The organism is Flavobacterium sp. 9R, from assembly GCF_902506345.1.
GTDB lineage: Bacteria > Bacteroidota > Bacteroidia > Flavobacteriales > Flavobacteriaceae > Flavobacterium.
The window spans coordinates 3,377,050-3,403,518 of sequence record NZ_LR733413.1; the positions used below are offsets into that span (position 1 = coordinate 3,377,050).

A 26,469-nucleotide genomic window follows, 5' to 3' on the forward strand; every position below is an offset into this window, starting at 1 on the left:
ATGCTGTACTACTTATTTGAATATTTAAACAAAACTTTGGATGTGCCAGGAACAGGGGTTTTTCAGTACATCACTTTTAGATCGGCATTGGCTTTTATGTTGTCATTGTTGCTTTCAACTATTTACGGTAAACGAATTATTGGTTTTTTGCGTAGACAACAAGTAGGAGAAACTGTGCGTGAACTAGGATTAGCGGGGCAAAACGAAAAAGCGGGTACACCTACTATGGGAGGACTCATCATTATTTTTGCAACTTTAGTCCCTGTACTTTTGTTTGCAAGACTTCAAAACATCTATATCGTTTTGCTAATTGTAACTACTCTTTGGATGGGAACTATTGGTTTTGTGGATGATTATATCAAAATTTTCAAAAAAGATAAACAAGGTTTAAAAGGTATTTTTAAAGTATTTGGTCAAGTTGGTTTGGGCTTAATAGTAGGTTCAGTGCTTTATTTTAGTCCAGCAGTTACTGTAAGAACTGATACAGGTAAAATTGATGTTTTTAAATCAGCTACTCAAACAGTTATTCTTCCTGCGCCAATTGAGGAAAAGTCTACTGCTACTACCATTCCTTTTTTCAAAAATAACGAATTTGATTATGCCGAATTGTTAGCTTGGACTGGAGACGGTTATGAAAAATGGGCTTGGTTAATCTTTATCCCAGTTGTGATTTTTATTATTACCGCAGTATCTAATGGAGCTAATTTAACTGATGGAATCGATGGCTTAGCCGCAGGAACATCGGCAGTGTCTGTTTTTGCCCTCGGTATATTCACATTCGTTTCAGGAAATATTATTTTCTCAAACTATCTCAATATTATGTATATCCCCCATTCTGGAGAAATGACGGTATTTATTTTCTCGTTTGTAGGGGCGCTAATTGGTTTTCTTTGGTACAATTCCTATCCTGCATCTGTGTTTATGGGCGATACCGGAAGTTTAACTATTGGAGGGATTATTGCGGTTTTGGCCATTGCGGTAAGAAAAGAAATGTTGATTCCGCTTCTTTGTGGGATTTTCTTAGTAGAAAACTTTTCGGTGGTGTTACAAGTAAGTTATTTTAAGTATACCAAAAAACGATTTGGTGAGGGAAGACGAATATTTTTAATGTCGCCTTTGCATCACCATTATCAAAAGAAAGGCTATCACGAGAGCAAAATAGTAACTCGTTTTTGGATTGTAGCAATTATGTTGGCTATTTTATCTATCGTAACACTAAAATTAAGATAAGATGAGATTAGTTGTTTTAGGTGGAGGCGAAAGTGGAGTTGGAACCGCTATTTTAGGACAAAAGCAAGGCTATGAAGTATTTGTTTCTGATTTTGGAAAAATAAAGCAAAGCTATAAAGACGTTCTTGATAAGTATGGAATTCCTTGGGAAGAAGAGCAGCATACAGACGCGTTAATTCTAAATGCTACAGTGGTTATGAAAAGCCCTGGTATTCCTGACAAAGCGCCAATTGTGAAGAAATTAGTTGAGAAAGGAATATCCGTTATTTCAGAAATTGAGTTTACCGCTCCTTTTACAAATGCAATAACTATAGGGATTACAGGTAGTAATGGAAAAACTACTACTACTATGCTTACCTATCATTTGTTAAAGAATGCAGGTTTGAATGTAGCCTTGGGAGGAAATATTGGAAAGAGTTTTGCGTGGCAAGTGGCAGAGCATAATTATGATGTGTATGTTTTAGAGTTAAGTAGTTTTCAATTGGATGGAATTATCAATTATAAGCCACATATCGCCATTTTAACCAATATTAGCCCAGATCATTTGGATCGATATGAATACAAATACGAAAATTATATTGCTTCGAAATTTAGGATTACAATGAACCAAACAGCCTCAGATTATTTGATTTATGATGCTGATGACGAAGCAACTCAAGAATGGTTAAAACACAATACAACAAAAGCACAATTAATACCTTTTTCTATTTCTCAAACACTGGATTTAGGAGCATTTTTAAAAGACAACAATATGGAAGTTAAAATGAATCAAGAAGAATTTTCAATGGAGACCGAATACATTGCATTAGAAGGAAAACATAATATGAAGAACGCAATGGCAGCAACATCAGTAGCAAAATTAATGCAAATTCGAAATGCTACTATCCGTGAGAGTTTATCGAATTTTCAAGGCGTTGAGCACCGTTTAGAAAAAGTGCTAAAAATTCAAAATGTGCAATACATAAATGATTCTAAAGCTACCAATGTTAATGCAACCTATTTTGCTTTGGATAGTATGAATGTTCCAACTGTTTGGATAGTTGGTGGTGTTGATAAAGGAAATGATTATAATGAATTAATGTCTTTGGTACGCGAAAAAGTAAAAGCGATTATTTGCTTGGGAATTGATAATTCTAAGATTATTGCTGCCTTTGGTAGCGTAGTTGATGATTTAATTGAAGTAAATACAATGAATGATGCTGTAAGAATGGCTCAACGTTATACTGAAAAAGGGGATGCTGTTTTATTGTCACCAGCTTGCGCAAGTTTTGATTTATTCGAAAACTATGAAGATCGTGGACGTCAATTCAAACAAGCAGTTTATAATCTGTAAATAATATAAATAAGTTTAAAATAGTAAGCAATGAAGGAACTAGTAAACAAGCTAAAAGGAGATAGAGTAATTTGGTCATTCGTGGCCTTATTGGCTTTGTTTTCGTTTATGCCTGTTTTTAGTGCTAGTAGTAACTTAGCTTATATCGGTTTAGGTAAAGGGAATACTCTTGGGTATTTGTTGAAACATCTTGCCCATATTGGCATAGGCTTTTTGATTATTTATTGGATTCATAAAGTCCCGTATTTGTATTTTAGAGCCATTTCAAAAGCAGCATTACCTGTAGTTTGGGTGATGTTGGCCTATGCTTTGATTAAAGGTACTGTTATCGCTGGAGCCAATGCTAGTCGTTGGATTCAGATTCCTTTTATCAAAATTACGTTTCAGCCTTCAACTATGGCTGCTATTGTGTTGTTTGTGTTTGTTGCCCGTTATTTGTCCAAAAAAAGGGAAACACCTATAGATTTTAAATCTTCTTTAATCGAATTGTGGCTACCTGTATTCATAACATTAATTTTTATTTTGCCCTCTAACTTTTCTACCACTGCTTTGATTTTTTCAATGGTTTTAATGTTGGTTTTTATTGGAAAATATCCAATGAAATATATAGGGTTTGTTATTGGTTCTGGTGTAGTGATGTTGTTGTTTTTTGTGTTGATTGCAAAAGCTTTCCCAGATTCCAGGTTTTTTAGTAGGGTTTCAACATGGGAAAGTCGTATTGAACGATTCACTTCTGATAAAGCCGATGAAGATAACTATCAAATTGAAAAAGCAAAAACTGCCATAGCCTCTGGTGGACTCTATGGTTTAGGCCCAGGCAAAAGTGTTCAGAAAAATTTTCTACCTCAATCCTCCTCTGATTTTATCTTTGCCATTATAGTAGAAGAGTGGGGATTGATTGGTGGTCTTTCTGTACTTGGATTGTATTTGTTGTTGATGTTTCGTTTTGTAATCGCATCTCATAAGGCCAATACATTATTTGGAAAATTAATTGTAATTGCTCTTGGTTTTCCAATGATTTTTCAGGCGATGATTAATATGGCTGTAGCAGTAGAGTTATTGCCAGTTACAGGTCAAACATTGCCATTAATAAGTAGTGGAGGTAGCTCCATTTGGATGACTTGTTTTGCACTTGGTGTTATTTTGAGTGTCACCAAAAAAGAAGAAGAAATTGCTCAAGAATTAAAAGAAAAACAAATTCGAGAAGAAGCTTTGCAAAAGTTGATTGATGCGCAACTCGAATCTGATGCTCAAGAAAAAGAAGAAGAATATTCTATAGAAGATCATGCTAATCCAATGAATGCGGTACTTAACCGATAGTATCTGATAGTAGTAAATTGTTTATTTGTTCTAAATTTTTTAAGATGTCAAAATTAAAATTCATATTGAGTGGTGGTGGTACTGGTGGTCATATCTATCCAGCAATTGCTATTGCAAATGAGCTAAAGAAGCGATTTCCAGAAGCAGAGTTTCTTTTTGTGGGCGCCAAAGACAAAATGGAAATGCAAAAAGTACCTCAAGCCGGTTACGCTATTAAAGGGCTTTGGATAGCCGGTTTACAAAGAAAACTGACACTGCAAAATGCATTATTTCCCTTCAAGCTATTAAGTAGTTTGTGGGAGTCAAGAAAAATACTTAAAAGCTTCAAGCCTGACGTAGTTATTGGTACGGGAGGTTTTGCAAGTGGTCCTTTGTTGAATGTCGCCAATAGTTTAAATATTCTAACATTAATACAAGAGCAAAATTCATATCCAGGAATTACAAATAAGTTATTGAGTAAAAAGGCAGCAAAAATTTGTGTTGCTTATGAAAACTTAGAACGATTTTTTCCTAAAGAAAAAATGATTTTGACAGGAAATCCCGTTCGTCAAGATTTAATTGATGTTTCTAGTAAAAGGGAAGAGGCAATTACTTTTTTTAAACTAGATCCAAAGAAAAAAACACTATTGGTTTTAGGAGGAAGTTTAGGTGCTAGAAGAATCAATCAATTGATTGAAAAAGAATTGCAAGGTCTTTTGTCGCAAAAAGTTCAAATTATATGGCAATGCGGTAAACTTTATTTAGACGACTATTCTAAATACAATTCAGCTCAAGTGCAAGTAGTTGCTTTTATCGAGCGTATGGATCTTGTTTATGCAGCTGCAGATGTAGTTATTTCTAGAGCTGGAGCGTCGTCGGTTTCTGAATTATGTATAGTTGGAAAACCAGTGATTTTTATCCCTTCTCCAAATGTTGCAGAAGATCATCAGACGAAGAATGCACAAGCAATAGTAGATAAGAAAGGAGCAATAATGATTAAAGAATCTGCATTAGAGGATGAATTTAGTATTGTTCTAGAAGCTTTGTTGAAAGATGAAGGAAAACAACAACTCTTGGGCGATAACATAAAAAAGTTGGCTTTACCTCAAGCAACGATCCAAATCGTTGATGAAATTGAAAAGTTATTAAAAAAATAGAGACACTATTTTGTTAATTTTTAAAATTGAAAAATGAACTTAAATCAAATACATAACGTCTATTTTGTTGGCATTGGAGGCATCGGAATGAGTGCTTTGGCTCGTTATTTCAAAAATATTGGAAAACAAGTTTGTGGTTATGATAAAACGCCGTCGATGTTGACAAACGAACTTATCGAGAGCGGAATTGATATTCATTTTGAAGATAATGTAGCTTTAATTCCAGCTAGTTTTAAACCAGAGAACACTTTGGTAATTATCACGCCAGCAGTTCCAAAATCACATTTGGAGTGGAATTATTTCTTAGCCCAAAACTATGAAGTAAAAAAACGTGCCGAAGTACTAGGGATAATAACCAAAGACACTTTTAGCTTTGCTGTAGCAGGTACACACGGAAAAACTACTACTTCAAGTATTCTTGGGCATATTCTTTATGAAAGTGGTGCAGATGTTACTGCTTTTATTGGAGGAATAGTTGAAAATTACAATTCCAATTTAATTGGTTTAGGCAAAACAGTTACTGTAGTTGAAGCAGACGAATTCGATCGCTCATTCTTGCACTTACATCCAAATATTGCTTGTGTAACCTCTATGGATGCGGATCATTTAGATATCTACGGAACAAGTGAGGCTATAGAAGCTTCTTTTGTAGAGTTTGCAAACAAAGTTGAAGATAAATCGAAATTGTTTATTGCCCAAGGCTTACCGCTAGAAGGAATGGTTTGTGCAATAAATAATGATGCTCAATTTAAAGCATTTAATGTAAGAGTCGAGGATTCTAGCTATGTGTTTGATGTGCAGACACCAACAGAACTCATTACGAATTTACGTTTTGGTTTACCAGGACGACATAATTTAATGAATGCGTTGATGGCATTGGCAATGGCTAAAACTTACGGCACCCCAACTGAGGCAATTGCTAGTGCTTTATCAACATTTAGAGGGATAAGAAGACGTTTTTCTTATCAAATTAAACGTTCGGATTTGATTTACATAGACGACTATGCACATCATCCAACCGAAATTAATGCGGTGCATCAAGCGGTAAGAGAGTTGTATCCTGGTCAAAAAGTATTGGCTGTTTTTCAACCGCATTTGTTTAGTAGAACCAAAGATTTTGCTGATGACTTTGCTGCTAGCTTATCTAATTTTGACGAAATTTTATTGTTAGATATTTATCCTGCACGTGAACTTCCAATGGAAGGTGTTACCTCACAATGGTTAATGGATAAAATGACAAATGATAATAAGCGATTAGTTGAAAAAGAACATTTAATTGCGTCTATTCAGTCTTCAGATGCCAAGGTTATTGTAACCATAGGTGCTGGTGATTTAGGAGAAATGGTTCCATCAATAAAAAAGGCATTAGATGAAACGTTTTAATTGGCAAACAATCCGATTGCTTTTAATGTTTGCATTAGTGATCTTTTTGTATTCGTTTACTGGAAAACGGAATTTGAATCGAAAAGTAACGAAAGCAGAGGTTGTTTTTGTAGGAGAAAACCAACTTTTTGTTAAACAACAAGCGGTTAATAAATTGTTAATAGAAAATAGACAGGACCCTAAAACTATTGCTATAGATGCCTTAGATTTGAATAAACTCGAGAAAACTATCGATTCACACCCTTTGATTGACAAGTCTGAAGTGTCTGTGAGTGTAGATGGTGTTCTAAAAGCTGTTGTAAAACAAAAGACTCCAATAGCAAGAATTAATGGAAAGGGAGAATCTTTTTATATTGATTACAAGGGAAATAAAATGCCTTTGTCTGAAAACTATACAGCACGAGTTCTTCTTGTTTCGGGGGAAATAAACGATAAAAATAAGGAAGATTTAGCTAAGCTATTTCGTGTAATTTACGACGATGTTTTTTTGAAAAAAAACATCATTGGAATGCAAGTTATGCCAAATGGTAGCGTTTTAATGCTCAATAGAAATTATAATTTTAAAATTGATTTTGGTCAATTGATAAACGTTGAACAGAAATTCAAGAATTATAAAGCGTTTTTTCAAAAAGTAGTTTTAGATAGCTCAATTGCTAAATATAATAAAATTGATCTTCGATTTGCGGAACAAGTAGTGTGTACTAAATAATAGAAAATGGAAAAAGAGAATATTGCGGTAGGTCTAGATATTGGAACAACCAAAATAGTTGCCATGATTGGCAAAAAAAATGAATACGGGAAGTTAGAAATTTTGGGGGTGGGAAAATCCAAAAGTTTGGGTGTGGCTAGAGGTGTTGTAAATAACATTACTCAAACTATTCAATCCATTCAACAAGCTATTTTTGAAGCAGAAAATAATTCAGGTTATAAAATTAAAGATGTAGTTGTTGGTATTGCGGGTCAGCATATCAGAAGCATTCAGCACAGCGATTATATTAGCAGAAATAATCCAGAAGAAGTAATAGGTGATTGTGATATTGATTTATTGATTAGTCAAGTTCATAAATTAGCGATGTTACCTGGAGAAGAAATTATACATGTACTACCACAAGAATTTAAAATTGATGGGCAATCTGATATCAAAGAGCCTGTTGGGATGTACGGAGGAAGATTAGAAAGTAGTTTTCATATTGTAGTAGGACAAGCTTCATCGATAAGAAACGTAGGAAGATGTATCCAGAGTTCAGGAATTGAGTTGTCTGGTTTGACTTTAGAGCCTTTAGCTTCATCTGATGCAGTATTGAGTCAAGAAGAAAAAGAAGCAGGAGTTGCTTTGATTGACATAGGTGGTGGAACTACAGATTTGGCAATTTTTAAAGATGGAATTATTAGACATACAGCTGTAATTCCTTTTGGCGGTAATGTTATCACTGATGATATCAAAGAAGGGTGTTCTATTGTTGAAAAACAAGCTGAATTATTGAAAGTAAAATTTGGTTCTGCTTGGCCAGGGGAAAATAAAGACAATGAAATTGTTTCCATCCCTGGTATCAGAGGTAGAGAGCCTAAAGAGATTTCTTTGAAAAATTTATCTAAAATTATCCACGCAAGAGTTGTGGAAATTATCGAACAAGTTTTTGCAGAAATCAAATTATATGGTCACGAAGACCCACGTAAAAAACTAATCGCGGGAATTGTATTAACAGGTGGTGGTGCTCAATTAAAGCACATCAAGCAATTAGTGGAATACATTACTGGAATCGATACCAGAATAGGTTATCCAAATGAGCATTTAGCAGGTAATTCGGATGAGGAAATTTCAAGTCCATTATATGCTACTGCAGTTGGATTAGTAATGAATAGTATTGAGAAAAAAACACAAAGTGCTGTCAAAATTGATAAAAGTCCTGTTCTAGAAAGAACGCCATATTATAGAGAACATCTGGTAGAAACTATGCCAGTACCTGAAATCGAAAAACCTTTAGTTGTCGATTTAGAGGTGAAAGAAGATAGACATGTGCCAAGCCCAGAGTCTACTGAAACTAAAATTAGAAGATCTTTTCTTGATAAATATGTAGATAAGATTAAAGAATTTTTAGATAACGCAGAGTAAATAAAATAAGTAAAGCCCTTTTTGTCCCAAACAAAAGAGCAAAAAATATAAATAAGAATTTCAAAAACCCAATAAGATGACAAGCAACTCAGAATTTGGAAGCATTTCATTTGATTTACCAAAAAACCAATCAAATGTAATTAAAGTTATTGGAGTAGGTGGTGGAGGTAGTAATGCCATAAATCACATGTTTAAGCAAGGAATAAACGGTGTTGACTTTATAGTTTGTAACACAGATTCTCAAGCTTTGCAAAATAGTTCAGTACCCAACAAAATTCAATTGGGAGTAAATTTAACCGAAGGACTTGGAGCAGGTGCCAACCCAGATGTTGGACATCAATCAGCTATTGAGAGTATCGGTGAAATCGAAAAAATGTTAGACAGCAATACCAAAATGGTTTTCATCACTGCAGGAATGGGTGGTGGAACGGGTACAGGTGCTGCGCCAGTTATTGCTCAATTAGCTAAAGAAAGAGATATCTTAACAGTTGGGATTGTTACTTTACCATTTCTATTTGAAGGTAAAGTTCGACAAGAACAAGCTATTATAGGAATTGAAAAATTGCGTAAGCAAGTTGATTCCTTGATTGTAATCAATAATAATAAATTAAGAGAAGTATATGGTAATTTAGGTTTCAAAGCTGGTTTCTCTAAAGCCGATGAAGTTTTGGCAACCGCTTCTAGAGGAATTGCTGAAGTAATTACACATCACTATACACAAAATATCGATTTACGCGATGCTAAAACAGTTTTGTACAATAGTGGTACTGCTATTATGGGTTCTGCTACAGCTTTTGGTGAAAACAGAGCAAAAGAAGCCATTATTGCTGCATTAGATTCTCCTTTATTGAATGATAATAAAATTACTGGGGCTAAAAACGTATTGTTGCTTATCGTTTCTGGAACTAATGAAATTACTATTGATGAAATTGGAGAAATCAATGACCATATTCAAAATGAAGCAGGTAATAATGCTAACATAATTATGGGGGTAGGAGAAGATGAAACACTAGGTGATGCCATTTCTGTTACCATAATTGCTACAGGTTTTGATGTTGAACAACAAAATGAAATCGTAAATACAGAGCCAAAGAAAATCATACACACTTTAGAAGAAGAGCAAAGAAGTGTTCATAATTTGATTAATACACCAGTAACTACTTTCAATTTGAATGAATCTCCTTCAGATGTTACCGCAGAGCGTGTAGTGTTTGAACTAGAAGAGGAAATTGAAGAAGAAGCGCCTGTTGTTTTGGAAGTGAAAAAGCCTGTAATGAACAACGATGAATTGATTGTAATGTCTGAATTTATCAAAAATTTAGACGTGACTTTTGAAATCGTTTCTCCAATTGAAGATTTTGATTTTAACATTTCACTACCTTCAAAAGAAGAAGTTCAAATTCCACAAGCTAATATCATTGAGGAGCAAAAACAAACCGCTTTCTCTTTTGATTTGCCTGTAACACCAAAACCAACTTTTGTAGCTCCTTCAGCTCCTGTAGTTGAGGAGAAAATAGTTTTTGATTTGTCAAATGAAGCGCATAATATTAATGTGGTTCAGCCAATTCAATTTGTTCCTGTTACGGAATTAACAGACAACGGGATTATTAAATATTCTCTAGAAGAGTACATGGAGGTTGAAAATGATTTTGTACAATCGAAACCACAAGTAAAACAAGAAGAGGTTCCTGCAGAGTTAAATATAACTATGAAGCAAGTTGCTCCAATCGAAGTTAATGAAGTAGCTGCAGAATCAGTTTCTCCAATGGATATGACTATTGAAGAGACACTTCGTTTTAGAGCTGAAGAAAGAAGAAAAAAACTAAAAGAATTCAATTATAAGTTTCATAATAATGTGACTAGAATTGATGAATTAGAACGTGAACCAGCCTATAAACGTCTAGGTGTAGATTTGACTAATCAAGCTACTAGTCAAAACTCAAGAATATCAGTTAGTACAGATAGTAATAATGACTTACAATTTCGTTCTAACAATTCTTATTTGCACGATAACGTAGATTAACTTTTGAAATAAATTAATGAATAGCCTGAAAATCTATTTCAGGCTATTTTTTTTGGATTTTTATTAAAAGAAGGAAACATTTACCGAGTTGTTAATGCGACTTAAATGTTCTAAATTTGCAGTGCTTTTATTTGTTTTGAAAGGCAAATAGAGCGTTGTAATTTTCAAAAAATAAATTAAATATATATAATAATGAGTTTATCAGTACGTATCATGGACGAAATAAAAAACGCCATGAGAGCAAAAGATACTTTGGCTCTAGAGGCCTTAAGAGCGGTTAAATCGGCTATACTTTTAGCACAGACAGAAAGTGGAGCAAAAGAAGAAATTGCTGCAGAAGAAGAAATCAAATTATTACAACGTTTGGTTAAACAAAGAAAAGATAGTGCGGCTATTTATACACAACAAGGAAGAGCTGATTTGGCTGAGCCAGAGTTGTTGCAAGCGGCAGTTATTGAGAAGTTTTTACCTGCTCAATTGAGTGAAGCTGAAGTAGAAGCTGTGGTTGCTAAAATCATTGCAGACAATGACGCTACTAGAATGGCAGCAATGGGTAAAGTAATGGGATTGGCGTCTGCTGAGTTAGCTGGAAAAGCTGATGGTAAGACGATTTCAACCATAGTTAAAAAATTATTGTCTTAATTTTTTTATTCCAAATTCCATTTTTCTTGGAGTTTGGAATTTTAAAATTTATAGATATTGACTGCGTAGTTCAACTGGATAGAATATCAGATTTCGACTCTGAGGGTTGCAGGTTCGAACCCTGCCGTGGTCACGTGAAAGGATGAGGAATGATATGTTTCTCGTCCTTTTTTTATGTGATAATCGCTATAAGTATTGTATAAATGGAGTTATTTTTATTGCAATTTTTATTGGTATTATTAGGATTGGGGTTTATTTTCTTCAATATAATTGAGCCGATTTACGTGTTTTTCTATAACAAGCCTATAGTGGTTCACTGGCATTTGTTTCCAATTCGTATTTCTGATGAGCAGAGAAATATTTTGACGCAAAACTTTCCCTTTTATAATAAATTGTCTCCTAGTAAGAAGCGTTATTTTGAACACAGGATAAATAAGTTTGTCGATAAATATGAATTTATAGGCCATGAAATTGAGATTACTGACGAAATACTTGTGCTTATCTCAGGGACTTATGTTATGTTGACTTTTGGTATGAGGAACTATTTAAGCGACTTGTTTCAAAAAATTTTGATTTATCCAACGGTGTATTATTCAACTCTGAACGAGCTGTATCACAAGGGAGAATTTAATCCAAGGATGAAGACTGTTGTTTTTTCATGGGAAGATTTTTTGTCTGGTCATGGAGTAGCTACAGATAATATTAACTTGGGGTTACATGAGTTTACCCATGTTATGCATTTTCATTGTTTGAAAAGTAGAGATGTAAATGCTGCAATTTTTCAGGATGAATATGCAGAAATAGTAGCAATTTATACTTCTCCTGAATTGATTCAGCAAATTAACGATAAAGCTTATTTTCGTTTATATGCTTATGAAAATCAATTTGAATTTATTTCGGTTTTGTTAGAACATTTTTTTGAAAGCCCGAATGACTTTAAGACGATACATCCTCAATTGTATACTCATGTGAAGCGAATGATTAATTTTAACGAGAACTATTTTATTTAAAATTTATAAAAATTCGAAATTAACAAGTTGTTATAAAATAACAATAATAATTGTTTTTCTAACTGATAATCATCAGGTTTCTTGCTTTTTTTTTGTTCTAAATTTGAATATATTTAAAAGTTAGGGTTATGAAAAGTAATGTCCCCGTTTCAAAAATAATGTCCAAACATTTGGTAAAATTGCATTTGAATGACGATTTGACCAAAGCTGAAAGTTTGTTTAAACATCATAAAATTAGACATATTCCAGTTGTTAATGGAAATAAGATTTTAGGTATTTTGAGCTATACTGATTTGTTGCGTATCTCGTTTGCAGATGCAATAGATGATGATGAAGAAGTGATTGATACTACAGTGTATAATATGTTTTCTGTAGAGCAAGTTATGGTTAAAAAAGTAACTACGGTTTCGCCAGATACAAGCATAAAGGCGGCAGCTGAGATTTTGACTCACAATGATTTTCATGCCTTGCCAGTTTGCGAAGGAGATTTGCTAGTAGGTATTGTTACTACAACCGATTTAATTCAGTATTTAATAGACCAGTATTAAAACAAGAGGCTGTATAAAATGATACAGCCTCTTGTTTGTTTTTTAGATAGTGGTGATTTTTTTCAAATCCTCGATAGTAGCTGTTGGGTTTTCAGCTTTGAAAACGAAGCTTCCAGCAACTAAAACATCTGCTCCGGCTTCTACTAATGCTCTCGCATTTTTATTCGTAACCCCACCATCAATTTCAATTATGGTGTTGGCTCCTTTTTGAATAATTAAATCTTTCAATTTGGTTACTTTATTGTACGTATTCTCGATAAACGATTGTCCGCCAAATCCGGGATTTACACTCATAATACATACCAAATCGATATCATTGATTACATCTTCTAATAAGTCAATAGAAGTGTGTGGGTTGATAGCGACACCAGCAAGCATTCCTTCCGCTTTGATAGCTTGTAAAGTACGATGAAGGTGATTACAAGCTTCATAATGAACGGTTAGTACATTTGCACCCAAGTCAGCAAACGTTTTGATATAGCGATCAGGATCTACAATCATTAAATGGACATCAATTGTTTTGGTAGCATGTTTTGCAATTGCTTCTAGTACGGGCATACCAAACGAAATGTTAGGTACAAATACGCCATCCATAATGTCAATATGAAACCAATCAGCTTGGCTATTATTAATCATCTCTACATCGCGCTGTAAATTAGCAAAATCGGCTGCAAGAACAGAAGGTGCTATAATTGTGTTTTTACTCATCGTTGTGTTGTGTTATTTTTTTGCAAAGATAATTTTTTTAAGTACAATGATTGCAAAGAATTTATAGGGATTCAAGCAAGTTTTAAAACACAAATTATTCTAGCAAAAGTCTTGGTTTTGTTTGCCCTGCAAAAAACAAAACTCCGGAAACCCGAGCGAAGCGAACTGACCGGTGTTTTGTTTGCCCTGCAAAAAACAAAACTCCGGTAATCAGCCGGAGTTTTCAATCATCAATCAAAAAACGAACAGTTAATCAGACTGTTGTTTGTGGTAAAGTTCCAAATATAACATTTTTGGAATTTATATTTTATCCTAAATAGGTTTTTAAGATTTTACTTCTAGAAGTGTGTTTTAATCTACGGATAGCTTTTTCTTTAATTTGACGTACACGCTCACGAGTTAAGTCAAATGTTTCACCAATTTCTTCTAAAGTCATTGGGTGTTGATCACCTAAACCAAAATACAAACGAACTACATCTGCTTCTCTTGGAGTAAGCGTTTCTAAAGAACGCTCAATTTCTGTACGCAATGATTCGTGAATTAATTCTCTATCTGGGTTTGGAGATTCCCCTGAACGTAAAACGTCATAAAGGTTAGAATCTTCTCCTTCAACTAAAGGGGCGTCCATCGATAAGTGACGACCAGAGTTTTTCATAGACTCTTTAACGTCATTTACAGTCATATCTAACTCTTTTGCAATTTCTTCTGCAGAAGGTGGGCGCTCATTAGATTGCTCTAATAAGGCGTACATTTTGTTGATTTTATTGATAGAGCCAATTTTATTTAATGGCAAACGAACGATACGAGATTGTTCTGCTAAAGCTTGAAGAATCGATTGACGAATCCACCATACTGCATACGAAATGAATTTGAAACCACGAGTTTCATCAAAACGTTGTGCTGCTTTAATCAATCCTAAGTTTCCTTCATTGATCAAATCGGGTAATGTTAATCCTTGATTTTGATATTGCTTAGCAACAGAGACTACGAAACGTAAATTGGCTTTAGTAAGTTTTTCTAAGGCTCTTTGATCACCGGCTTTGATTTTTTGTGCTAATTCTACTTCTTCATCGGCAGTAATTAAATCTACCTTTCCAATTTCTTGTAAGTACTTGTCTAATGATGCAGTTTCACGATTGGTTACCTGCTTGGTGATTTTAAGTTGTCTCATGGTATTTGTCTCCTTATTGTTTAAGTGTACAAATGTTTATACGAGTAGTGTTTCAAAAAAGTTACATAATTATCATTTTTTTTCGATAAAAAAATAAAATACCCCAACTTTACTCTGAAAGATGGGGTGAGTTATAGATAAAATAAAAACTTTCAGGGTTTTAGATCTTTGATTTATAGGTCGTCAGGAGTTTTTAACATCTCGTCAAAAAGATTTTTCAAAGATTTGACATAAAGTGGAAATCCTACAGCTAAAAAAAGATATTCTTTTCTTAAAACAGTTACATCATCTAAAATTTGATACAAACTTGGTACTATGATCAGCAATGAAACTAAAATCCCAAGCCATGGGTTTAGTTTGGCAGTTAAAAGTTGTTTCAAAAGTTTCATCTCAAATAGGTTTTTGGCTGCTATACTCATTTTAGTTGCTTTATTAATTATGTTATAAAAATACCTTTGTTATAAAGATTTAGTAAAGGCATTGTTATGAGGCTCCTTTTTTTTGTTATAAAAGCATCTTTTTGAGTTGACATCAAAAAAAAAATCTCCACTTGGGAGACTTATTTATTTGTAGTGTATTTTTAGGAGAGAATATTCATTTTCTTAATGAAGTCTTTGTAGGTGTCGCTTAGGTTGACTTTGTGTCCGCCTTGGACGATGATTAAATTGTCGGCAAGGATGATTTCTTCGATTTTGTTTACATTGACCAAGTAATTGCGATGGGTTTTTATGAATTCATTGGGGTTGAGTAAACCGCTAATTTTGGTGAGCGAAATCATAATCACAAATTTTTCTTTTTCGGTAATGATGTTGCAATACCGTTCCTCTACTTCGATGTAGAGAATGTCTTTTAGAGCGACTTTTTTTAAGGCATTTTTTTTCTTGATGAACAAATACTCATTACTTACCACGGTATCTTGTTCTTCGCTTTGAAAGACTTGGCTTTGAGCGTAAAATTTTTCTACTGCCATTTCAATAGCATATAAAATCTCTAATGGATTGAAAGGTTTCATTAAGAAACTAAACGGTTTGGTGAGTTTGGCTCTTTCGAAGATTTGACGGTCTTGCGAACTGGTCAAAAACACAAAAGGCTTTACAGTATTGGGAACTATACTAATCGCCTCGGCAAAAGCGATGCCGTCGGGTTTTCCATCCAAAAAAACATCTATAATGGCAATATCTATCTTTTCATTATAAAACAGCGTTAAGGCTTCTTTAAATGTTCTTGCTACGCCAACGATGTTGTAGTTGTTTTCCAAAAGTACTTTGCTCAAGGCGTTGCTTTCTTCTGGCGTATCTTCTATGATTAGAATGTTGATGGTGTCCATATTATACCGTTTTTGGGAATGATAAAATCATCTTAGTGCCTTTGTTGAGTTCACTTTCTATGGCGAGTGTGCCGCCATTTTTCTTGATCATTTGTTTGCATAATTGCATTCCAAGTCCCGTTCCTATGATTTCTGAATTGCTTTTCTTGGCCAATAGTTCATTGTCTTCTAATAACTCGGCTATGGTTTCTGGGCTCATCCCGATGCCTTGATCTTCAATAGTCAATTGATGGAACTCGGATGGGGTGTCTAGGCTGTAAAAACGAATGCTGCTGTTTTCTGGAGAGAATTTAATAGCATTATCCAGCAAGTTGCGCAAAATGATTTTTAACGAATCGAGATCCACGAAGATAAAACAGTTTTTGGATACTTCGTTTTCAAAGACAATTGTTTTTTCTAACAGTAAGGGTTTGTAGCTGTATTCTATTTGCTGTACAATAGAAAACAAATGCACCGAATCTTTATGAAAATATAATTGTTGAGTTTGCAATAACGCCCAATGCAACAAATTGTCTAGTAGACTATAGGCGCCATTGGCAATCGCGCTGTTTTGATGCAGGAGTTTGTCGAGTTCGTCGTAGTTTTTGGATTCTAGGGAACTGGTGAGTTTGGTGTTGCTGGTTTTGAGTGCATTGACTGACGAACGCAAATCGTGACTTACAATAGAAAACAGTTGGTCTTTGGTTGCGTTGAGCTCGTCTAGTTTTTCTTTTTGGCTTAAAATAATTTTAGCATTTTTAACCTTTTGTCCATAAACATAAACACCACCGGTTAAAAGAAGCAGTAAACCTATGGTAGAAAAAAACATGGTATTGCGTTGCGTGTTTTTTAATTCATTTTCTACTTTGAGTACCGAGATTTGTTTTTGTTTTTGAGCCACCGCATATTTTTTCTCGTAGTCTGCGAGTGCCCAGACTTTGTTTTGATTATTGAGGGAATCATTCCATTGTTCAGATTCTTTGCGGTAGGCTAGGGCTTGTTTGAAATTGCCGCGGTTTTCTTCGACTACAGCCATGTTTTTGGAGGCAATCCTCTTAGTGTCAAAATCTTTTATTTCTTTTGATATATTATAGCCTTTTTTAAAATATAAAATTGCTTGTTTGTCTTTGTATTGATCATAGTATAAAGAAGCTAGATTCATGGTTAATGCAAAAACGGAAGCCTTGTCTTTGTCTTTTTCGATTAATCGAAGACTTTTAATGAAATATTCTTCTGCTTTGTTAAATTGCTTAGTGTGAAAATAGCACGAGCCAATGTTTGAATAAATCGCACTTAGATCTAATTCATGTTTGTTTAATGCGAAATTTTTTTCAGACTCTTTAAAGAAATAAATTGCTTTTTGAAACTCTTTTAATTCCAGAGATGCATCTCCTAAATTTTTCGTTACTAAAGGATGAAATTTAAATTCTTTGGAAATGAGGTTTAATTCATTTTGGGCTTCTTTGTATAGCCGAATTTGTAAAAAGGAATAGCCTCTGAAATAATGACAATAATCAGTTATATTTTTATTCTTATTAGAATTTAATTGTTTCATAGAATATACTAATGTTGAGTCCCATTTTTTTTTATTAAAAAAGTAGTAGGCTTTTTTAAAATTTATTTCATTTGAAAAATGATTTTTTTTTCTGAGCAGTTCTTTATGGAAAATATTATTATTTGATTGAGAAAAAAATAATATTGGATAGTAAATAAGTAAACAATTTAATATTAAAATAGGTTTTATCTTATTCATTTTTGTTGTTGTTTGTATTCTGGAAATAAAAAAACATTGTTTGATAAAGCTATTTTTATAAAACAATGTTTCTTTTAAATGGGTTACTGTATTGAATTACTTTATTACAACGGTTTCAGTTCCTCTTGAACCTTCTGGGTCTAAATTTATCATATAAGACATAATCGTAGTTATGTCGGCAACAGTCTCCGAAGTATAATCCACTTCTATATAATACACATCACAAGTTTCTGGGGTTTCTTCCGAGAAATTATAATCGTAATTCATGGTTAGAACGTTTCCGTTTTCTATTGGCGTTTGCACTGTTGGTGGGATAGTGTCCTCAGAGTTCATGTATAAAGTAGCTCTAATTTTTAGGGTTAAGGCGCCACCTGCTGGGGTGTAGAATTTTGCCGAAACCAAAGGAGCAACAGGATAGGTTACGGTGTCAGGGCTCGTAAAAGTAAAAGGTGTTGTGTTAATTTTTGTGTTTTGAATAACTGTAAATGCCATGTCTATTACTGGTTTATAAGGTTAATAAGGTTAAAGGTATTTTTTTTATATGAATTAAATGTAAAGTGGTTTAACTTTTTTTGATTTTTATTGTGAAATTCATAAATAACTTTGGACTTGGATTGTTTTTTATGCAAAGAAAAACCCCTTACTCAAAATGAATAAGGGGTTTTTGAATATAACCTTTATTTGAATCGTTATTCTTTTTTCTCTTCGCGTGGAGGTCTAGGTACTAATGCTTTTTTAGAAACCTTCTCTTTACGAGTTTTAGGATCGATACCTAAGTATTTCACTTGGAAAACATCGCCCATTTTTACTACATCGGCTACATTTTCTGTTCTTTCCCAAGCTAATTCAGAAACGTGTAATAATACTTCGTTTCCTGGAGCAGAAGTATATTCTACCACAGCACCAAAGTCAAGCATTTTGATTACTTTAACTTCATACGCTTCTCCCATTTGTGGTTTGAAAGTAATAGAAGCAATTTTTGCTAATACAGCTTCGATTCCTGCAGGATCCGTTCCTAAAATTTCGATAACTCCTTGCTCGTCTACTTCGTTGATTACGATGGTAGTTCCTGTAGCTTTTTGTAATTCTTGAATTACTTTTCCGCCAGGTCCGATTAAGGCACCAATATAAGTACCAGGAATAGTTCTAGTAATGATTTTTGGAGCGTGTGCTTTTACATCAGTTCTAGGTGCAGCGATAGTTTCAGTCAATTTGCCTAAAATATGCAAACGTCCATCACGTGCTTGCGCCAAGGCTTGCTCCATGATATCGTAACGTAAACCTTCTATTTTAATATCCATTTGGCAAGCTGTGATTCCGTCAGCAGTTCCAGTTACTTTAAAGTCCATATCTCCTAAATGATCTTCGTCACCTAAAATATCAGACAATACCGCAAATTTTTCTCCGTCAGTAATCAATCCCATAGCAATTCCAGAAACTGGTTTTACCATTTGAACTCCAGCATCCATTAAGGCCATTGTACCTGCGCAAACGGTTGCCATTGAAGAAGAACCATTTGATTCTAATACTTCAGAAACAATACGAATAGTATAAGGACAATCAGCAGGTATCATGTTTTTTAACGCACGTTGTGCTAAGTTTCCGTGACCTACTTCTCTTCTTGAAGTTCCTCTTAGTGGTTTTGCTTCACCAGTAGAGAAAGGAGGGAAGTTGTAGTGTAAATAGAATTTCTCTTCACCTTGTTCTGATGGAGAGTCGATTTGGTTCGCTTCTCTAGAAGTTCCTAAAGTTACCGTAGCCAAAGCTTGAGTTTCTCCACGAGTAAATAAAGAAGAACCGTGTACTCTTGGTAAATAATCTGTTTCACACCAAATAGGTCTAATATCAGTTGTTTTTCTACCATCTAAACGTACGCCTAATTCTAATACGACATTACGAACCGCTTCTTTGTTAGTTTTGTAAAAATATTTAGAAACTAAATCGCCATCAGCAGCTAATTCTTCTTCAGTAAATAAAGCTTTTACTTCTTCTTTTACTTCAGCAAATGCAGCACTTCTTTCGTGTTTAGCTGACCCTACTTTTGCGATAGCATAAATTTTATCGTAAGCAGCAGCTTTTACTTTTTTATAAATTTCTTCGTTTTCTTTTTCTCCTTCGTAAGTACGAGTTTCTTTTTTACCAAAAGCCGCTTGTAAACGATATTGTGCTTCAATTTGAACTTTAATTGCTTCGTGTGCAAATTTGATAGCTTCTACCATTTCAGCTTCTGAGATTTCTTTCATCTCACCTTCAACCATAGCTACAGAGTCCATAGAAGCACCAATCATCATGTCGATGTCTGATTTTGCTAAGTCTTCTCTACTTGGGTTGATTACAAATTTACCATCAATACGTGCAACACGTACTTCTGAAATCAAATTGTAAAAAGGAATATCAGATACTGCTAATGCTGCAGATGCTGCTAAACCTGCCAATGCATCTGGCATTACTTCTTCATCATGAGACATCAACTGAATCATAACTTGTGTTTCAGCATGGTAATCGTCTGGGAAAAGTGGACGTAAAACACGGTCTACTAAACGCATTGTCAATACTTCGCTGTCGCTAGGACGTGCTTCTCTTTTGAAGAAACCACCTGGGAAACGACCTGCTGCTGCGAATTTTTCGCGGTAATCTACGGTTAATGGTAAGAAATCTACCGCTGGGTTAGCGCTACGAGCTGAAACTGCTGTGGCAAGTATCATCGTGTCGCCCATTCTAACTACTACAGAACCATCCGCTTGTTTGGCTAAATGTCCTGTCTCGATTGTGATGCTTCTGCCATCACCTAAATCGATTTTTTCTACAAATAATTGTGGAATCATAAATTTTTCCTTAATTGGTTATACAATGGGTTTTAGTTGTGTTGTAGTAGTTGTTGTAGTAGTTGTTGTTCCTAAAACCCAATGAAAAACCAAACTTTTTTTCTTGTAAATGCTTGAAATGTAAAAACAAAAAGAGGCACTTTCGCACCTCTTTTTTATATTGATTATTTTCTAATATTCAATACTTTGATAATCTCACGGTATCTGTTGATTTCTTTTTTCTTCAAGTAATCCAACAAAGCTCTTCTTTTACCTACTAATAGTACCAAAGAACGCTCAGTGTTATAATCGTGACGATTTTTTTTCAAGTGCTCAGTTAGGTGGCTAATTCTGTGTGTGAATAAAGCGATTTGTCCTTCTGCAGATCCAGTGTTTTCTGCTTTTCCTCCGTGTTTCGCGAAAATTTCCGCTTTTACTTCTTTAGTTAAATACATGCTAATATTATTTAAATGATTTTTATGTATGACTTACAGCTATTATAAGACGCGTGCAAAAGTATAAAATAAATTTGACTAGAACAAAAGAAACGTTTCTTTCTTTTTGGAATTGACTAGCATTTAGATGTTGTGAGCTGTTTAAATTATTACAATGATTTATTGAAACACAATTGGGAGTGTGAGATGTGTCTTAACGTTTACCCCTCGATGTTTTCCGGGTATCCAATTTTCATATTGAGAAATTAATTGAATTGCATTCTCTGTAATTCCATATTGGTCTCCTGTATATGCAGAAACATTTTCTAATTTACCGTTTTCGTTAATGTCAATGTTGATGATTATTTTGCCTGTAATTTTACCATTTATGTTTTTTGGAATGATGTCGTTTTTTTTTAAATAATTATAAAAATCATTCATTCCTTTTTTGGGAAGGGCCCTTTCGTTAACGACATTGTAAGTAAATTTGTTATTCAAAGAGTCAAGACTATGGCCCACAACTAATTTGCCTTTATTGTATTGTTCGGTAAAACTGACTTTTTTCCCTATTAAATGTCCTCTCCAAATACCTTCTTTCAAAAAGTTTTTTATTGTGCCAGTTGAGGTTTGATCGTTCCAGCCCTCTTCTACATATTCTCCCTCACCATTGGTTACTTTTTGCACATTATTTTCATCAAAATAGTTAAGAATTTTCAGGGTAGACTCTTTTTTGTTTTTGCTTACTTCGAATTCTGATTCTAATTTGAGAACTCCATTTTCATGATAATAATACTGTTTGTTGATAAGGATGTTGTTTTCGTAATTAGCTAGTCGTTTCCTTTTACCATTTTCATAGTAATATAAGCAATTACCGTCTAGGATAACTTTGTCCTTATTTAAAGTAGTTCCTATTAGATATATTTTGCCTGATTTGTAGTATATCTTTATTGGATATTTTTTTTTATCGGAGTCATACTCTTCGATTTCTTTTATGTATTCAAAATTTTTTTCGTTGGATGTTACTAGATATTTATCGATGTGAAATAATTTCTTGGTGCTGTTTTGAGAATAAATCTTTGAGGAAGCTAATAGAAAAAATAAGATAAAACAGTTTTTTATACTCATAAAAAATGATTTAAAATAGTTTTGCAATTTCTTCATTCACAAACTCCAAGAATCGTTCGTCGGCTTCAGTAAAAGGGTCGATAACGTGACTATCAATATCGATTTGGCCAATGTTTACCCCGTTTACAAATAGAGGCACTACAATTTCTGATTTTACGGTAAAGCTACAGGCGATGTAGTTGTCTTGTGCTGCAACATCTGGGACTACAAAGTTCGCATTCGATTCAGCTACTTGTCCGCAAATTCCTTTTCCGAAGGGAATAACAGTGTGTTCTGTTTCGGCTCCTACATAAGGCCCTAAGTGCAAGGTTTTGGTATCGTGGTTGGCAAAGTAAAATCCTACCCAATTGTAGTATTCAATCGATTCGTTCAAAAGTTGGCAAATGGCCAATAATTTCTCGTCTCTAGTAATAGTATCGTTGCTTGTAATGGCAATTACCTTTGGTTGTAATTCTTGAAATGTCATTTTATAATTGTTTTTATACAAAAGTATTTAATGCTAGTCTTATAAATTACATAAATTTGAAAAAAAAAATCAATTTTGAAAAACTATTGGACGCTTTACAAGCCATTTTTGAAATTCATTGGGGCTTTTTTATTTTCTTATATCTTACTTACTTTTTTATACCAGTGGTATTTGTCTGGATATGAGAATAATCAATTGGATGGCATCACCAGGCTTGTGGCTTGTCACGTTGAAAAAGTCTTGCAAGCATTCGATTCGAATTCGGATGTAATGTATCAGCAAAATACCAAAATCAGTATTTTGATGCATCAGAAAGAAGTGGCTACCGTCATTGAAGGATGTAATGCTATAAGTGTTGTGATACTTTTTGTTTCTTTTGTGATTGCTTTTGCAGGAAGGTTTAGGACTACTTTGTTGTTTTTGATTGGAGGAAGTGTATTGATTTATGTGCTCAATGTGATTAGAATTGCGATTTTGAGTCTGCTCTTGTATCGTTTTCCAGCCTATGAGCACCTTTTGCACGGCGTTATTTTTCCTCTATTTATTTATGGGGTTGTTTTTATTCTTTGGTTTGTCTGGGTCAACTACTTTTCTACTTATGCTAAAAAATCTACTTCAAAATAAAAGCAAAATCATTCTTGGGTTGCTCTTGGTTTTTCTTTTTGCGCTAATTCGCGAATTTGAAACGCAATTGTTTTATGACCCTTTTTTGGCTTTTTTTAAAGGTGAGTATGCTACTTTGCCTTTGCCAAAATATGAGCCGTTTCGATTGTTTTTAGGCTTGCTTTTGAGATACGGATTGAATTCTTTGCTATCCTTGGCTTTGTTGTATGTTATTTTTGAAGACAAGGATATGGTTAAGTTTTCGGGTGTACTATTTGTAGCTTTTTTTGTTTTGCTAATAGTTGTCTTGTTTTGTCTTCTTTCTTTTCAGAATCAAAATTATTTGCTTCTTTTTTATGTACGAAGGTTTTTGATTCAACCTATTTTTATCCTGCTCTTCATTCCCGGATTTTATTATCAAAAGCGCCTTAAATAGCTAATTTATACGTACCTTTAGTTGGATTTCTGCATATAAAATATGTAAACTAAAGCGTGATGAAAGTTGTCAAATATTCAGGGGATACAGTTGATTTTAATTCCAATAAGTTATTGAAATCACTACTAAAAGCAGGTGCCAATCCTGAGCAAGCCCAACAAATCATTTCGACCATAAGTGCACAACTTTTTGATGGGATGGCGACGAAGCAAATTTACAAGATGGCTTTTGCCTTGCTAAAGAAAAATTCAAATGCACACGCAGCGCGTTACAACTTGCGTGAAGCCATACGAATGTTAGGTCCAGCTGGTTTTTATTTTGAAAAATATATTGCCCGCCTTTTTGAATCGGAAGGCTATCTGACGAAAACCAATTTAGTTTTACAAGGAAAATGTGTCACCCACGAAATAGATGTTTTGATTCAAAAAGACTCGGAAATGGGAATGGTTGAATGCAAGTTTCACGCGGGTAGAGAAGTGGCTTCGGATGTAAAAGTGCCGATGTATATTTTGTCTAGATTTAATGATTTAAAAACAAAATCGCATCCTTTTTTTGATTCCAAAAGTCCTCTGATTTCGTGTTGGATAGTAACCAATAATCGATTTACGTCCGATGCCATCACTTTTGCAAATTGTTCAGGATTGCAACTTTTGAGTTGGAATTATCCCGAAAATAATTGTTTGAAGTCCAAAACGGACCAGAATAAATTATATCCTATTACCTGTTTGACTACTTTGTCTCTGGCCGAAAAGGAACATTTATTACAAGAAGATTTGTTGTTGGTTAAAGATATTTTGACCCATTCATCGGTTTTGAATACGATTGGTTTGAGTTCAAATAGAATACAAAATGTACTCAAAGAAGCAAGAGAATTGTGTACTACTTAGCACTTTAATTTAAAAACATTCCTTATGAAAATTGTATGCATTGGAGGGGCAGGAACCGTTACAGGTTCTAAAACCCTCGCAGAAAGTAACGGAATTCGGATTTTGATTGATTGTGGACAGTTTCAAGGTGTCAAGCCCTTGCGGGAATTGAATTGGGAGCCTTTGCCTGTTTTGCCTGCTACCATTGATTTTGTTTTGCTGACTCACGGTCATTTAGATCATTGTGGCTGGTTGCCAAGATTAGTCGATCAAGGTTTTAAGGGAAAAATTTATTGCACAAGTCCCACGGCTGCTATAGCCAAATTAATTTTACTAGATAGCGCCAAAATTCAAGAAGAAGAAGCCAATAAAGCGAATGAAGGCAAGTATTCGAAACATCAAATTGCTGAACCACTTTATACTGTGGCTCAAGCCGAACAAGTGTTTTCCCATTTTAGAGTGATTCAGCCCAAAACGGCTATCGCTTTGGATGCCGAGATTGAAGCGGTTTTTAGTAATGCAGGACATATTCTAGGCGCTTGTAGTATCGAATTGCATTTAGAAAATCAGTATTTGGTTTTCTCAGGTGATATTGGGCGCGACAATGATGTGTTGCTATTTCCTCCAACATTGCCTCATCGAGGTGATTATCTGTTTTTGGAGAGTACGTATGGAAACAGATTGCACCCCGACACCGACCCTAAACTTGAGTTGGAAATGTACATCAATAACACTATTGCCAAAGGTGGAACGGTAATTTTGCCAAGTTTTGCCGTCGAAAGAGCTCAGAGCGTGATGTTTTTATTGTGGCAATTGAAAGAAGAAGGACGAATTCCTTCGATTCCCTATGTTATTGATACTCCAATGGGAATTAGTATGCTTGACCTTTTTGAGCATAATGCGAAATGGCACAAATTAACACAAGAACAGTATGTTGGAATGTGTAAAATGTTTACAATGGTTTCTGATTATAAAGAAACGATTGAGATAATTTATAACAAACAGCCAAAAGTAGTTATTGCTGCGAGTGGAATGATAACAGGAGGAAGAGTCTTGAGTTATTTAGAACGCTATATTGGTTTGCCAGAAACAACAGTAATTATTATCGGATATCAGGCGGAAGGAACTCGAGGTAGAAAATTATTAGAAGGAGCTCAGGATATCAAAATTCGCGGTAAATATTATGAGGTCAAAGCCAATATTGTAGAGATTGAAGGCTTGTCTGCTCACGGTGATCAGAAAGATTTATTGCATTGGCTATCGGCTTTAGAAAATAAACCTAAGAAAGTGTTTTTGGTGCACGGTGAAAATCAAGCGGCTGATGAATTGCGCATTAAGATACAAGAGCTATATGGCTTTGATTGTGTGGTTCCAATGATGGGACAAACGTTTGATTTGTAATTTTAACAAATATTTTAATTGTTACAACAATCCAATGAGTAATTTCGCAGTATGAATGTAAAGAAGAGCACTAGTTTATTTTTGGCACTCCTATTATTGGTTTCCAATATAGGAATGGCTTTTAATGTGCATTATTGTGGCGACTCTATTGCTGCGATAAGTTTGCATTCTGAACTTTTATCTTTGACAGAGCCTGATGGTTGTTGTGAGAAAACAGCAGTTGTCGAAAAAGATTCTTGCTGTAAAGATAAAGTGGTGCATTTTGAAAAAAAGTCGGATAATGCGACTGTAAAAATTGTATTGTTTGCTATTTCGGCTCCTTTCTTAGTGCCTGTGCAACAAGTTACAGTTTTTGCTACAACACCTCATTTTCAAAAAAAGGTAGTCAACGATTTTTATGTCGCTATCAATGCGCCTCCGCTCTACCAATTATACCATCAATACATTTTTTACGCCTGATTTTTGTTTATTTAATTTCTTGAAAATTTTATAAACAGTTGTCGTTTGAGCCTATTTTTCCTTGTGCACAGGTTTGCGTAAGGGATAGCAGCTGGCTACCGAAGTAGCGCGGATAGCCCGACCGCATTTAGGCAAGGGGGCGAATAGCACGTTACTTTTATTGCCCCCTTGACTAAATGGGGTTTCGCCCAAAATATGT

Annotated in this window: 26 protein-coding genes and 1 tRNA gene; 17 read left to right on the forward strand and 10 right to left on the reverse strand. The window is 34.4% G+C overall.

Annotation, left to right across the window (positions count from 1 at the left end):
• From mraY to FLAVO9AF_RS14945, 12 genes are all read left to right on the forward strand, one after another.
• Entirely contained in the window at nucleotides 1-1,230 is a 1,230-nt protein-coding gene (mraY, locus tag FLAVO9AF_RS14890) for a phospho-N-acetylmuramoyl-pentapeptide-transferase (RefSeq protein WP_159690644.1), read from the forward strand.
• 1 nt (nucleotide 1,231) lies between these two features.
• Nucleotides 1,232-2,563, forward strand: a complete 1,332-nt coding sequence (murD, locus tag FLAVO9AF_RS14895; RefSeq protein WP_159690648.1) for a UDP-N-acetylmuramoyl-L-alanine--D-glutamate ligase — start codon at nucleotides 1,232-1,234, stop codon at nucleotides 2,561-2,563.
• 30 nt (nucleotides 2,564-2,593) lie between these two features.
• Entirely contained in the window at nucleotides 2,594-3,883 is a 1,290-nt protein-coding gene (locus tag FLAVO9AF_RS14900; RefSeq protein WP_159690651.1) for an FtsW/RodA/SpoVE family cell cycle protein, read from the forward strand.
• A gap of 44 nt (nucleotides 3,884-3,927) precedes the next feature.
• A complete protein-coding gene (gene murG, locus FLAVO9AF_RS14905) occupies nucleotides 3,928-5,019 on the forward strand; it encodes an undecaprenyldiphospho-muramoylpentapeptide beta-N-acetylglucosaminyltransferase (RefSeq protein WP_159690654.1) in 1,092 nt (363 codons plus the stop codon).
• A gap of 33 nt (nucleotides 5,020-5,052) precedes the next feature.
• Complete coding sequence (gene murC, locus FLAVO9AF_RS14910) at nucleotides 5,053-6,402, forward strand: UDP-N-acetylmuramate--L-alanine ligase (protein WP_159690659.1); 1,350 nt, start codon at nucleotides 5,053-5,055, stop codon at nucleotides 6,400-6,402.
• Nucleotides 6,389-7,111 (forward strand): cell division protein FtsQ/DivIB, encoded by a 723-nt coding sequence (locus FLAVO9AF_RS14915; RefSeq protein ID WP_159690662.1) that lies wholly within the window; start codon nucleotides 6,389-6,391, stop codon nucleotides 7,109-7,111. The genes murC and FLAVO9AF_RS14915 overlap by 14 nt, the downstream gene beginning before the upstream one ends.
• Before the next feature lie 6 nt (nucleotides 7,112-7,117).
• Entirely contained in the window at nucleotides 7,118-8,515 is a 1,398-nt protein-coding gene (gene ftsA / locus FLAVO9AF_RS14920; protein WP_159690667.1) for a cell division protein FtsA, read from the forward strand.
• A gap of 76 nt (nucleotides 8,516-8,591) precedes the next feature.
• Nucleotides 8,592-10,538: a cell division protein FtsZ gene (gene ftsZ / locus FLAVO9AF_RS14925; protein ID WP_159690670.1), complete on the forward strand. Its 1,947-nt coding sequence runs from the start codon at nucleotides 8,592-8,594 to the stop codon at nucleotides 10,536-10,538.
• A 192-nt stretch (nucleotides 10,539-10,730) separates the two neighbouring features.
• Nucleotides 10,731-11,180 carry a GatB/YqeY domain-containing protein gene (locus FLAVO9AF_RS14930; RefSeq protein WP_159690673.1) on the forward strand — a complete coding sequence of 150 codons (450 nt, stop codon included), beginning with the start codon at nucleotides 10,731-10,733 and terminating at the stop codon, nucleotides 11,178-11,180.
• Between the two features lie 59 nt (nucleotides 11,181-11,239).
• Nucleotides 11,240-11,313, forward strand: a tRNA-Arg gene (locus FLAVO9AF_RS14935).
• A gap of 70 nt (nucleotides 11,314-11,383) precedes the next feature.
• On the forward strand, nucleotides 11,384-12,190 hold the full coding sequence (locus tag FLAVO9AF_RS14940; protein WP_159690677.1) for a zinc-dependent peptidase: 807 nt from the start codon (nucleotides 11,384-11,386) through the stop codon (nucleotides 12,188-12,190).
• Nucleotides 12,191-12,318: 128 nt separating this feature from the next.
• Complete coding sequence (locus FLAVO9AF_RS14945; protein ID WP_159690680.1) at nucleotides 12,319-12,738, forward strand: CBS domain-containing protein; 420 nt, start codon at nucleotides 12,319-12,321, stop codon at nucleotides 12,736-12,738.
• Nucleotides 12,739-12,780: 42 nt separating this feature from the next.
• Here FLAVO9AF_RS14945 and rpe read toward each other — a convergent pair whose 3' ends face one another.
• From rpe to FLAVO9AF_RS14995, 10 genes are all read right to left on the reverse strand, one after another.
• Nucleotides 12,781-13,446 (reverse strand): ribulose-phosphate 3-epimerase, encoded by a 666-nt coding sequence (gene rpe / locus FLAVO9AF_RS14950; protein ID WP_159690683.1) that lies wholly within the window; start codon nucleotides 13,444-13,446, stop codon nucleotides 12,781-12,783.
• A 307-nt stretch (nucleotides 13,447-13,753) separates the two neighbouring features.
• A complete protein-coding gene (locus FLAVO9AF_RS14955) occupies nucleotides 13,754-14,617 on the reverse strand; it encodes an RNA polymerase sigma factor RpoD/SigA (RefSeq protein WP_026707723.1) in 864 nt (287 codons plus the stop codon).
• Nucleotides 14,618-14,790: 173 nt separating this feature from the next.
• A complete protein-coding gene (locus FLAVO9AF_RS14960) occupies nucleotides 14,791-15,036 on the reverse strand; it encodes a hypothetical protein (RefSeq protein WP_159690687.1) in 246 nt (81 codons plus the stop codon).
• A 161-nt stretch (nucleotides 15,037-15,197) separates the two neighbouring features.
• Nucleotides 15,198-15,944, reverse strand: coding sequence for a LytTR family DNA-binding domain-containing protein (locus FLAVO9AF_RS14965; RefSeq protein WP_159690690.1), 747 nt, complete (start codon nucleotides 15,942-15,944; stop codon nucleotides 15,198-15,200).
• 1 nt (nucleotide 15,945) lies between these two features.
• Nucleotides 15,946-17,478 carry a tetratricopeptide repeat-containing sensor histidine kinase gene (locus FLAVO9AF_RS14970; protein ID WP_236552332.1) on the reverse strand — a complete coding sequence of 511 codons (1,533 nt, stop codon included), beginning with the start codon at nucleotides 17,476-17,478 and terminating at the stop codon, nucleotides 15,946-15,948.
• Between the two features lie 294 nt (nucleotides 17,479-17,772).
• A complete protein-coding gene (locus FLAVO9AF_RS14975; RefSeq protein ID WP_159690698.1) occupies nucleotides 17,773-18,168 on the reverse strand; it encodes a hypothetical protein in 396 nt (131 codons plus the stop codon).
• 197 nt (nucleotides 18,169-18,365) lie between these two features.
• Complete coding sequence (locus FLAVO9AF_RS14980; protein WP_159690701.1) at nucleotides 18,366-20,501, reverse strand: polyribonucleotide nucleotidyltransferase; 2,136 nt, start codon at nucleotides 20,499-20,501, stop codon at nucleotides 18,366-18,368.
• A gap of 164 nt (nucleotides 20,502-20,665) precedes the next feature.
• Nucleotides 20,666-20,935: a 30S ribosomal protein S15 gene (gene rpsO, locus FLAVO9AF_RS14985; RefSeq protein ID WP_064716460.1), complete on the reverse strand. Its 270-nt coding sequence runs from the start codon at nucleotides 20,933-20,935 to the stop codon at nucleotides 20,666-20,668.
• A 159-nt stretch (nucleotides 20,936-21,094) separates the two neighbouring features.
• Nucleotides 21,095-22,039 carry an energy transducer TonB gene (locus FLAVO9AF_RS14990; RefSeq protein WP_159690705.1) on the reverse strand — a complete coding sequence of 315 codons (945 nt, stop codon included), beginning with the start codon at nucleotides 22,037-22,039 and terminating at the stop codon, nucleotides 21,095-21,097.
• Nucleotides 22,040-22,049: 10 nt separating this feature from the next.
• Entirely contained in the window at nucleotides 22,050-22,505 is a 456-nt protein-coding gene (locus FLAVO9AF_RS14995) for a GAF domain-containing protein (protein WP_159690708.1), read from the reverse strand.
• 75 nt (nucleotides 22,506-22,580) lie between these two features.
• On the opposite strand from FLAVO9AF_RS14995, the gene xrtF reads away from it, so the two are divergent.
• From xrtF to FLAVO9AF_RS15020, 5 genes are read left to right on the forward strand one after another with little or no spacing between them, the layout of a single operon-like run.
• On the forward strand, nucleotides 22,581-23,129 hold the full coding sequence (xrtF, locus tag FLAVO9AF_RS15000) for an exosortase family protein XrtF (RefSeq protein ID WP_159690711.1): 549 nt from the start codon (nucleotides 22,581-22,583) through the stop codon (nucleotides 23,127-23,129).
• Nucleotides 23,104-23,544, forward strand: coding sequence for an exosortase F system-associated protein (locus FLAVO9AF_RS15005; protein WP_159690714.1), 441 nt, complete (start codon nucleotides 23,104-23,106; stop codon nucleotides 23,542-23,544). Before xrtF ends, FLAVO9AF_RS15005 begins: the two co-directional genes overlap by 26 nt.
• Before the next feature lie 59 nt (nucleotides 23,545-23,603).
• Nucleotides 23,604-24,431, forward strand: coding sequence for an ATP cone domain-containing protein (locus FLAVO9AF_RS15010; protein ID WP_159690716.1), 828 nt, complete (start codon nucleotides 23,604-23,606; stop codon nucleotides 24,429-24,431).
• Between the two features lie 24 nt (nucleotides 24,432-24,455).
• A complete protein-coding gene (locus FLAVO9AF_RS15015) occupies nucleotides 24,456-25,811 on the forward strand; it encodes an MBL fold metallo-hydrolase RNA specificity domain-containing protein (RefSeq protein ID WP_159690719.1) in 1,356 nt (451 codons plus the stop codon).
• Nucleotides 25,812-25,862: 51 nt separating this feature from the next.
• Nucleotides 25,863-26,270, forward strand: coding sequence for a hypothetical protein (locus tag FLAVO9AF_RS15020; protein ID WP_159690722.1), 408 nt, complete (start codon nucleotides 25,863-25,865; stop codon nucleotides 26,268-26,270).
• The last annotated feature ends 199 nt before the right edge of the window (nucleotides 26,271-26,469 follow it).

What these genes read in the sequence shown, in the direction of transcription:
- FLAVO9AF_RS14960 (WP_159690687.1), bottom strand. Translation starts at nt 15,036, where the DNA reads ATGAGTATAGCAGCCAAAAACCTATTTGAGATGAAACTTTTGAAACAA.
- FLAVO9AF_RS14990 (WP_159690705.1), bottom strand. Translation starts at nt 22,039, where the DNA reads ATGAGTATAAAAAACTGTTTTATCTTATTTTTTCTATTAGCTTCCTCA.
- murG (WP_159690654.1), top strand. Translation starts at nt 3,928, where the DNA reads ATGTCAAAATTAAAATTCATATTGAGTGGTGGTGGTACTGGTGGTCAT.
- FLAVO9AF_RS15010 (WP_159690716.1), top strand. Translation starts at nt 23,604, where the DNA reads ATGAAAGTTGTCAAATATTCAGGGGATACAGTTGATTTTAATTCCAAT.
- FLAVO9AF_RS14980 (WP_159690701.1), bottom strand. Translation starts at nt 20,501, where the DNA reads ATGATTCCACAATTATTTGTAGAAAAAATCGATTTAGGTGATGGCAGA.
- FLAVO9AF_RS14900 (WP_159690651.1), top strand. Translation starts at nt 2,594, where the DNA reads ATGAAGGAACTAGTAAACAAGCTAAAAGGAGATAGAGTAATTTGGTCA.
- FLAVO9AF_RS14970 (WP_236552332.1), bottom strand. Translation starts at nt 17,478, where the DNA reads ATGAAACAATTAAATTCTAATAAGAATAAAAATATAACTGATTATTGT.
- FLAVO9AF_RS14945 (WP_159690680.1), top strand. Translation starts at nt 12,319, where the DNA reads ATGAAAAGTAATGTCCCCGTTTCAAAAATAATGTCCAAACATTTGGTA.
- FLAVO9AF_RS14975 (WP_159690698.1), bottom strand. Translation starts at nt 18,168, where the DNA reads ATGGCATTTACAGTTATTCAAAACACAAAAATTAACACAACACCTTTT.
- mraY (WP_159690644.1), top strand. Translation starts at nt 1, where the DNA reads ATGCTGTACTACTTATTTGAATATTTAAACAAAACTTTGGATGTGCCA.
- FLAVO9AF_RS15015 (WP_159690719.1), top strand. Translation starts at nt 24,456, where the DNA reads ATGAAAATTGTATGCATTGGAGGGGCAGGAACCGTTACAGGTTCTAAA.
- FLAVO9AF_RS14995 (WP_159690708.1), bottom strand. Translation starts at nt 22,505, where the DNA reads ATGACATTTCAAGAATTACAACCAAAGGTAATTGCCATTACAAGCAAC.
- rpsO (WP_064716460.1), bottom strand. Translation starts at nt 20,935, where the DNA reads ATGTATTTAACTAAAGAAGTAAAAGCGGAAATTTTCGCGAAACACGGA.
- rpe (WP_159690683.1), bottom strand. Translation starts at nt 13,446, where the DNA reads ATGAGTAAAAACACAATTATAGCACCTTCTGTTCTTGCAGCCGATTTT.
- FLAVO9AF_RS14955 (WP_026707723.1), bottom strand. Translation starts at nt 14,617, where the DNA reads ATGAGACAACTTAAAATCACCAAGCAGGTAACCAATCGTGAAACTGCA.
- murC (WP_159690659.1), top strand. Translation starts at nt 5,053, where the DNA reads ATGAACTTAAATCAAATACATAACGTCTATTTTGTTGGCATTGGAGGC.
- ftsA (WP_159690667.1), top strand. Translation starts at nt 7,118, where the DNA reads ATGGAAAAAGAGAATATTGCGGTAGGTCTAGATATTGGAACAACCAAA.
- FLAVO9AF_RS14930 (WP_159690673.1), top strand. Translation starts at nt 10,731, where the DNA reads ATGAGTTTATCAGTACGTATCATGGACGAAATAAAAAACGCCATGAGA.
- ftsZ (WP_159690670.1), top strand. Translation starts at nt 8,592, where the DNA reads ATGACAAGCAACTCAGAATTTGGAAGCATTTCATTTGATTTACCAAAA.
- FLAVO9AF_RS15020 (WP_159690722.1), top strand. Translation starts at nt 25,863, where the DNA reads ATGAATGTAAAGAAGAGCACTAGTTTATTTTTGGCACTCCTATTATTG.
- FLAVO9AF_RS15005 (WP_159690714.1), top strand. Translation starts at nt 23,104, where the DNA reads ATGCTAAAAAATCTACTTCAAAATAAAAGCAAAATCATTCTTGGGTTG.
- FLAVO9AF_RS14915 (WP_159690662.1), top strand. Translation starts at nt 6,389, where the DNA reads ATGAAACGTTTTAATTGGCAAACAATCCGATTGCTTTTAATGTTTGCA.
- murD (WP_159690648.1), top strand. Translation starts at nt 1,232, where the DNA reads ATGAGATTAGTTGTTTTAGGTGGAGGCGAAAGTGGAGTTGGAACCGCT.
- FLAVO9AF_RS14940 (WP_159690677.1), top strand. Translation starts at nt 11,384, where the DNA reads ATGGAGTTATTTTTATTGCAATTTTTATTGGTATTATTAGGATTGGGG.
- FLAVO9AF_RS14965 (WP_159690690.1), bottom strand. Translation starts at nt 15,944, where the DNA reads ATGGACACCATCAACATTCTAATCATAGAAGATACGCCAGAAGAAAGC.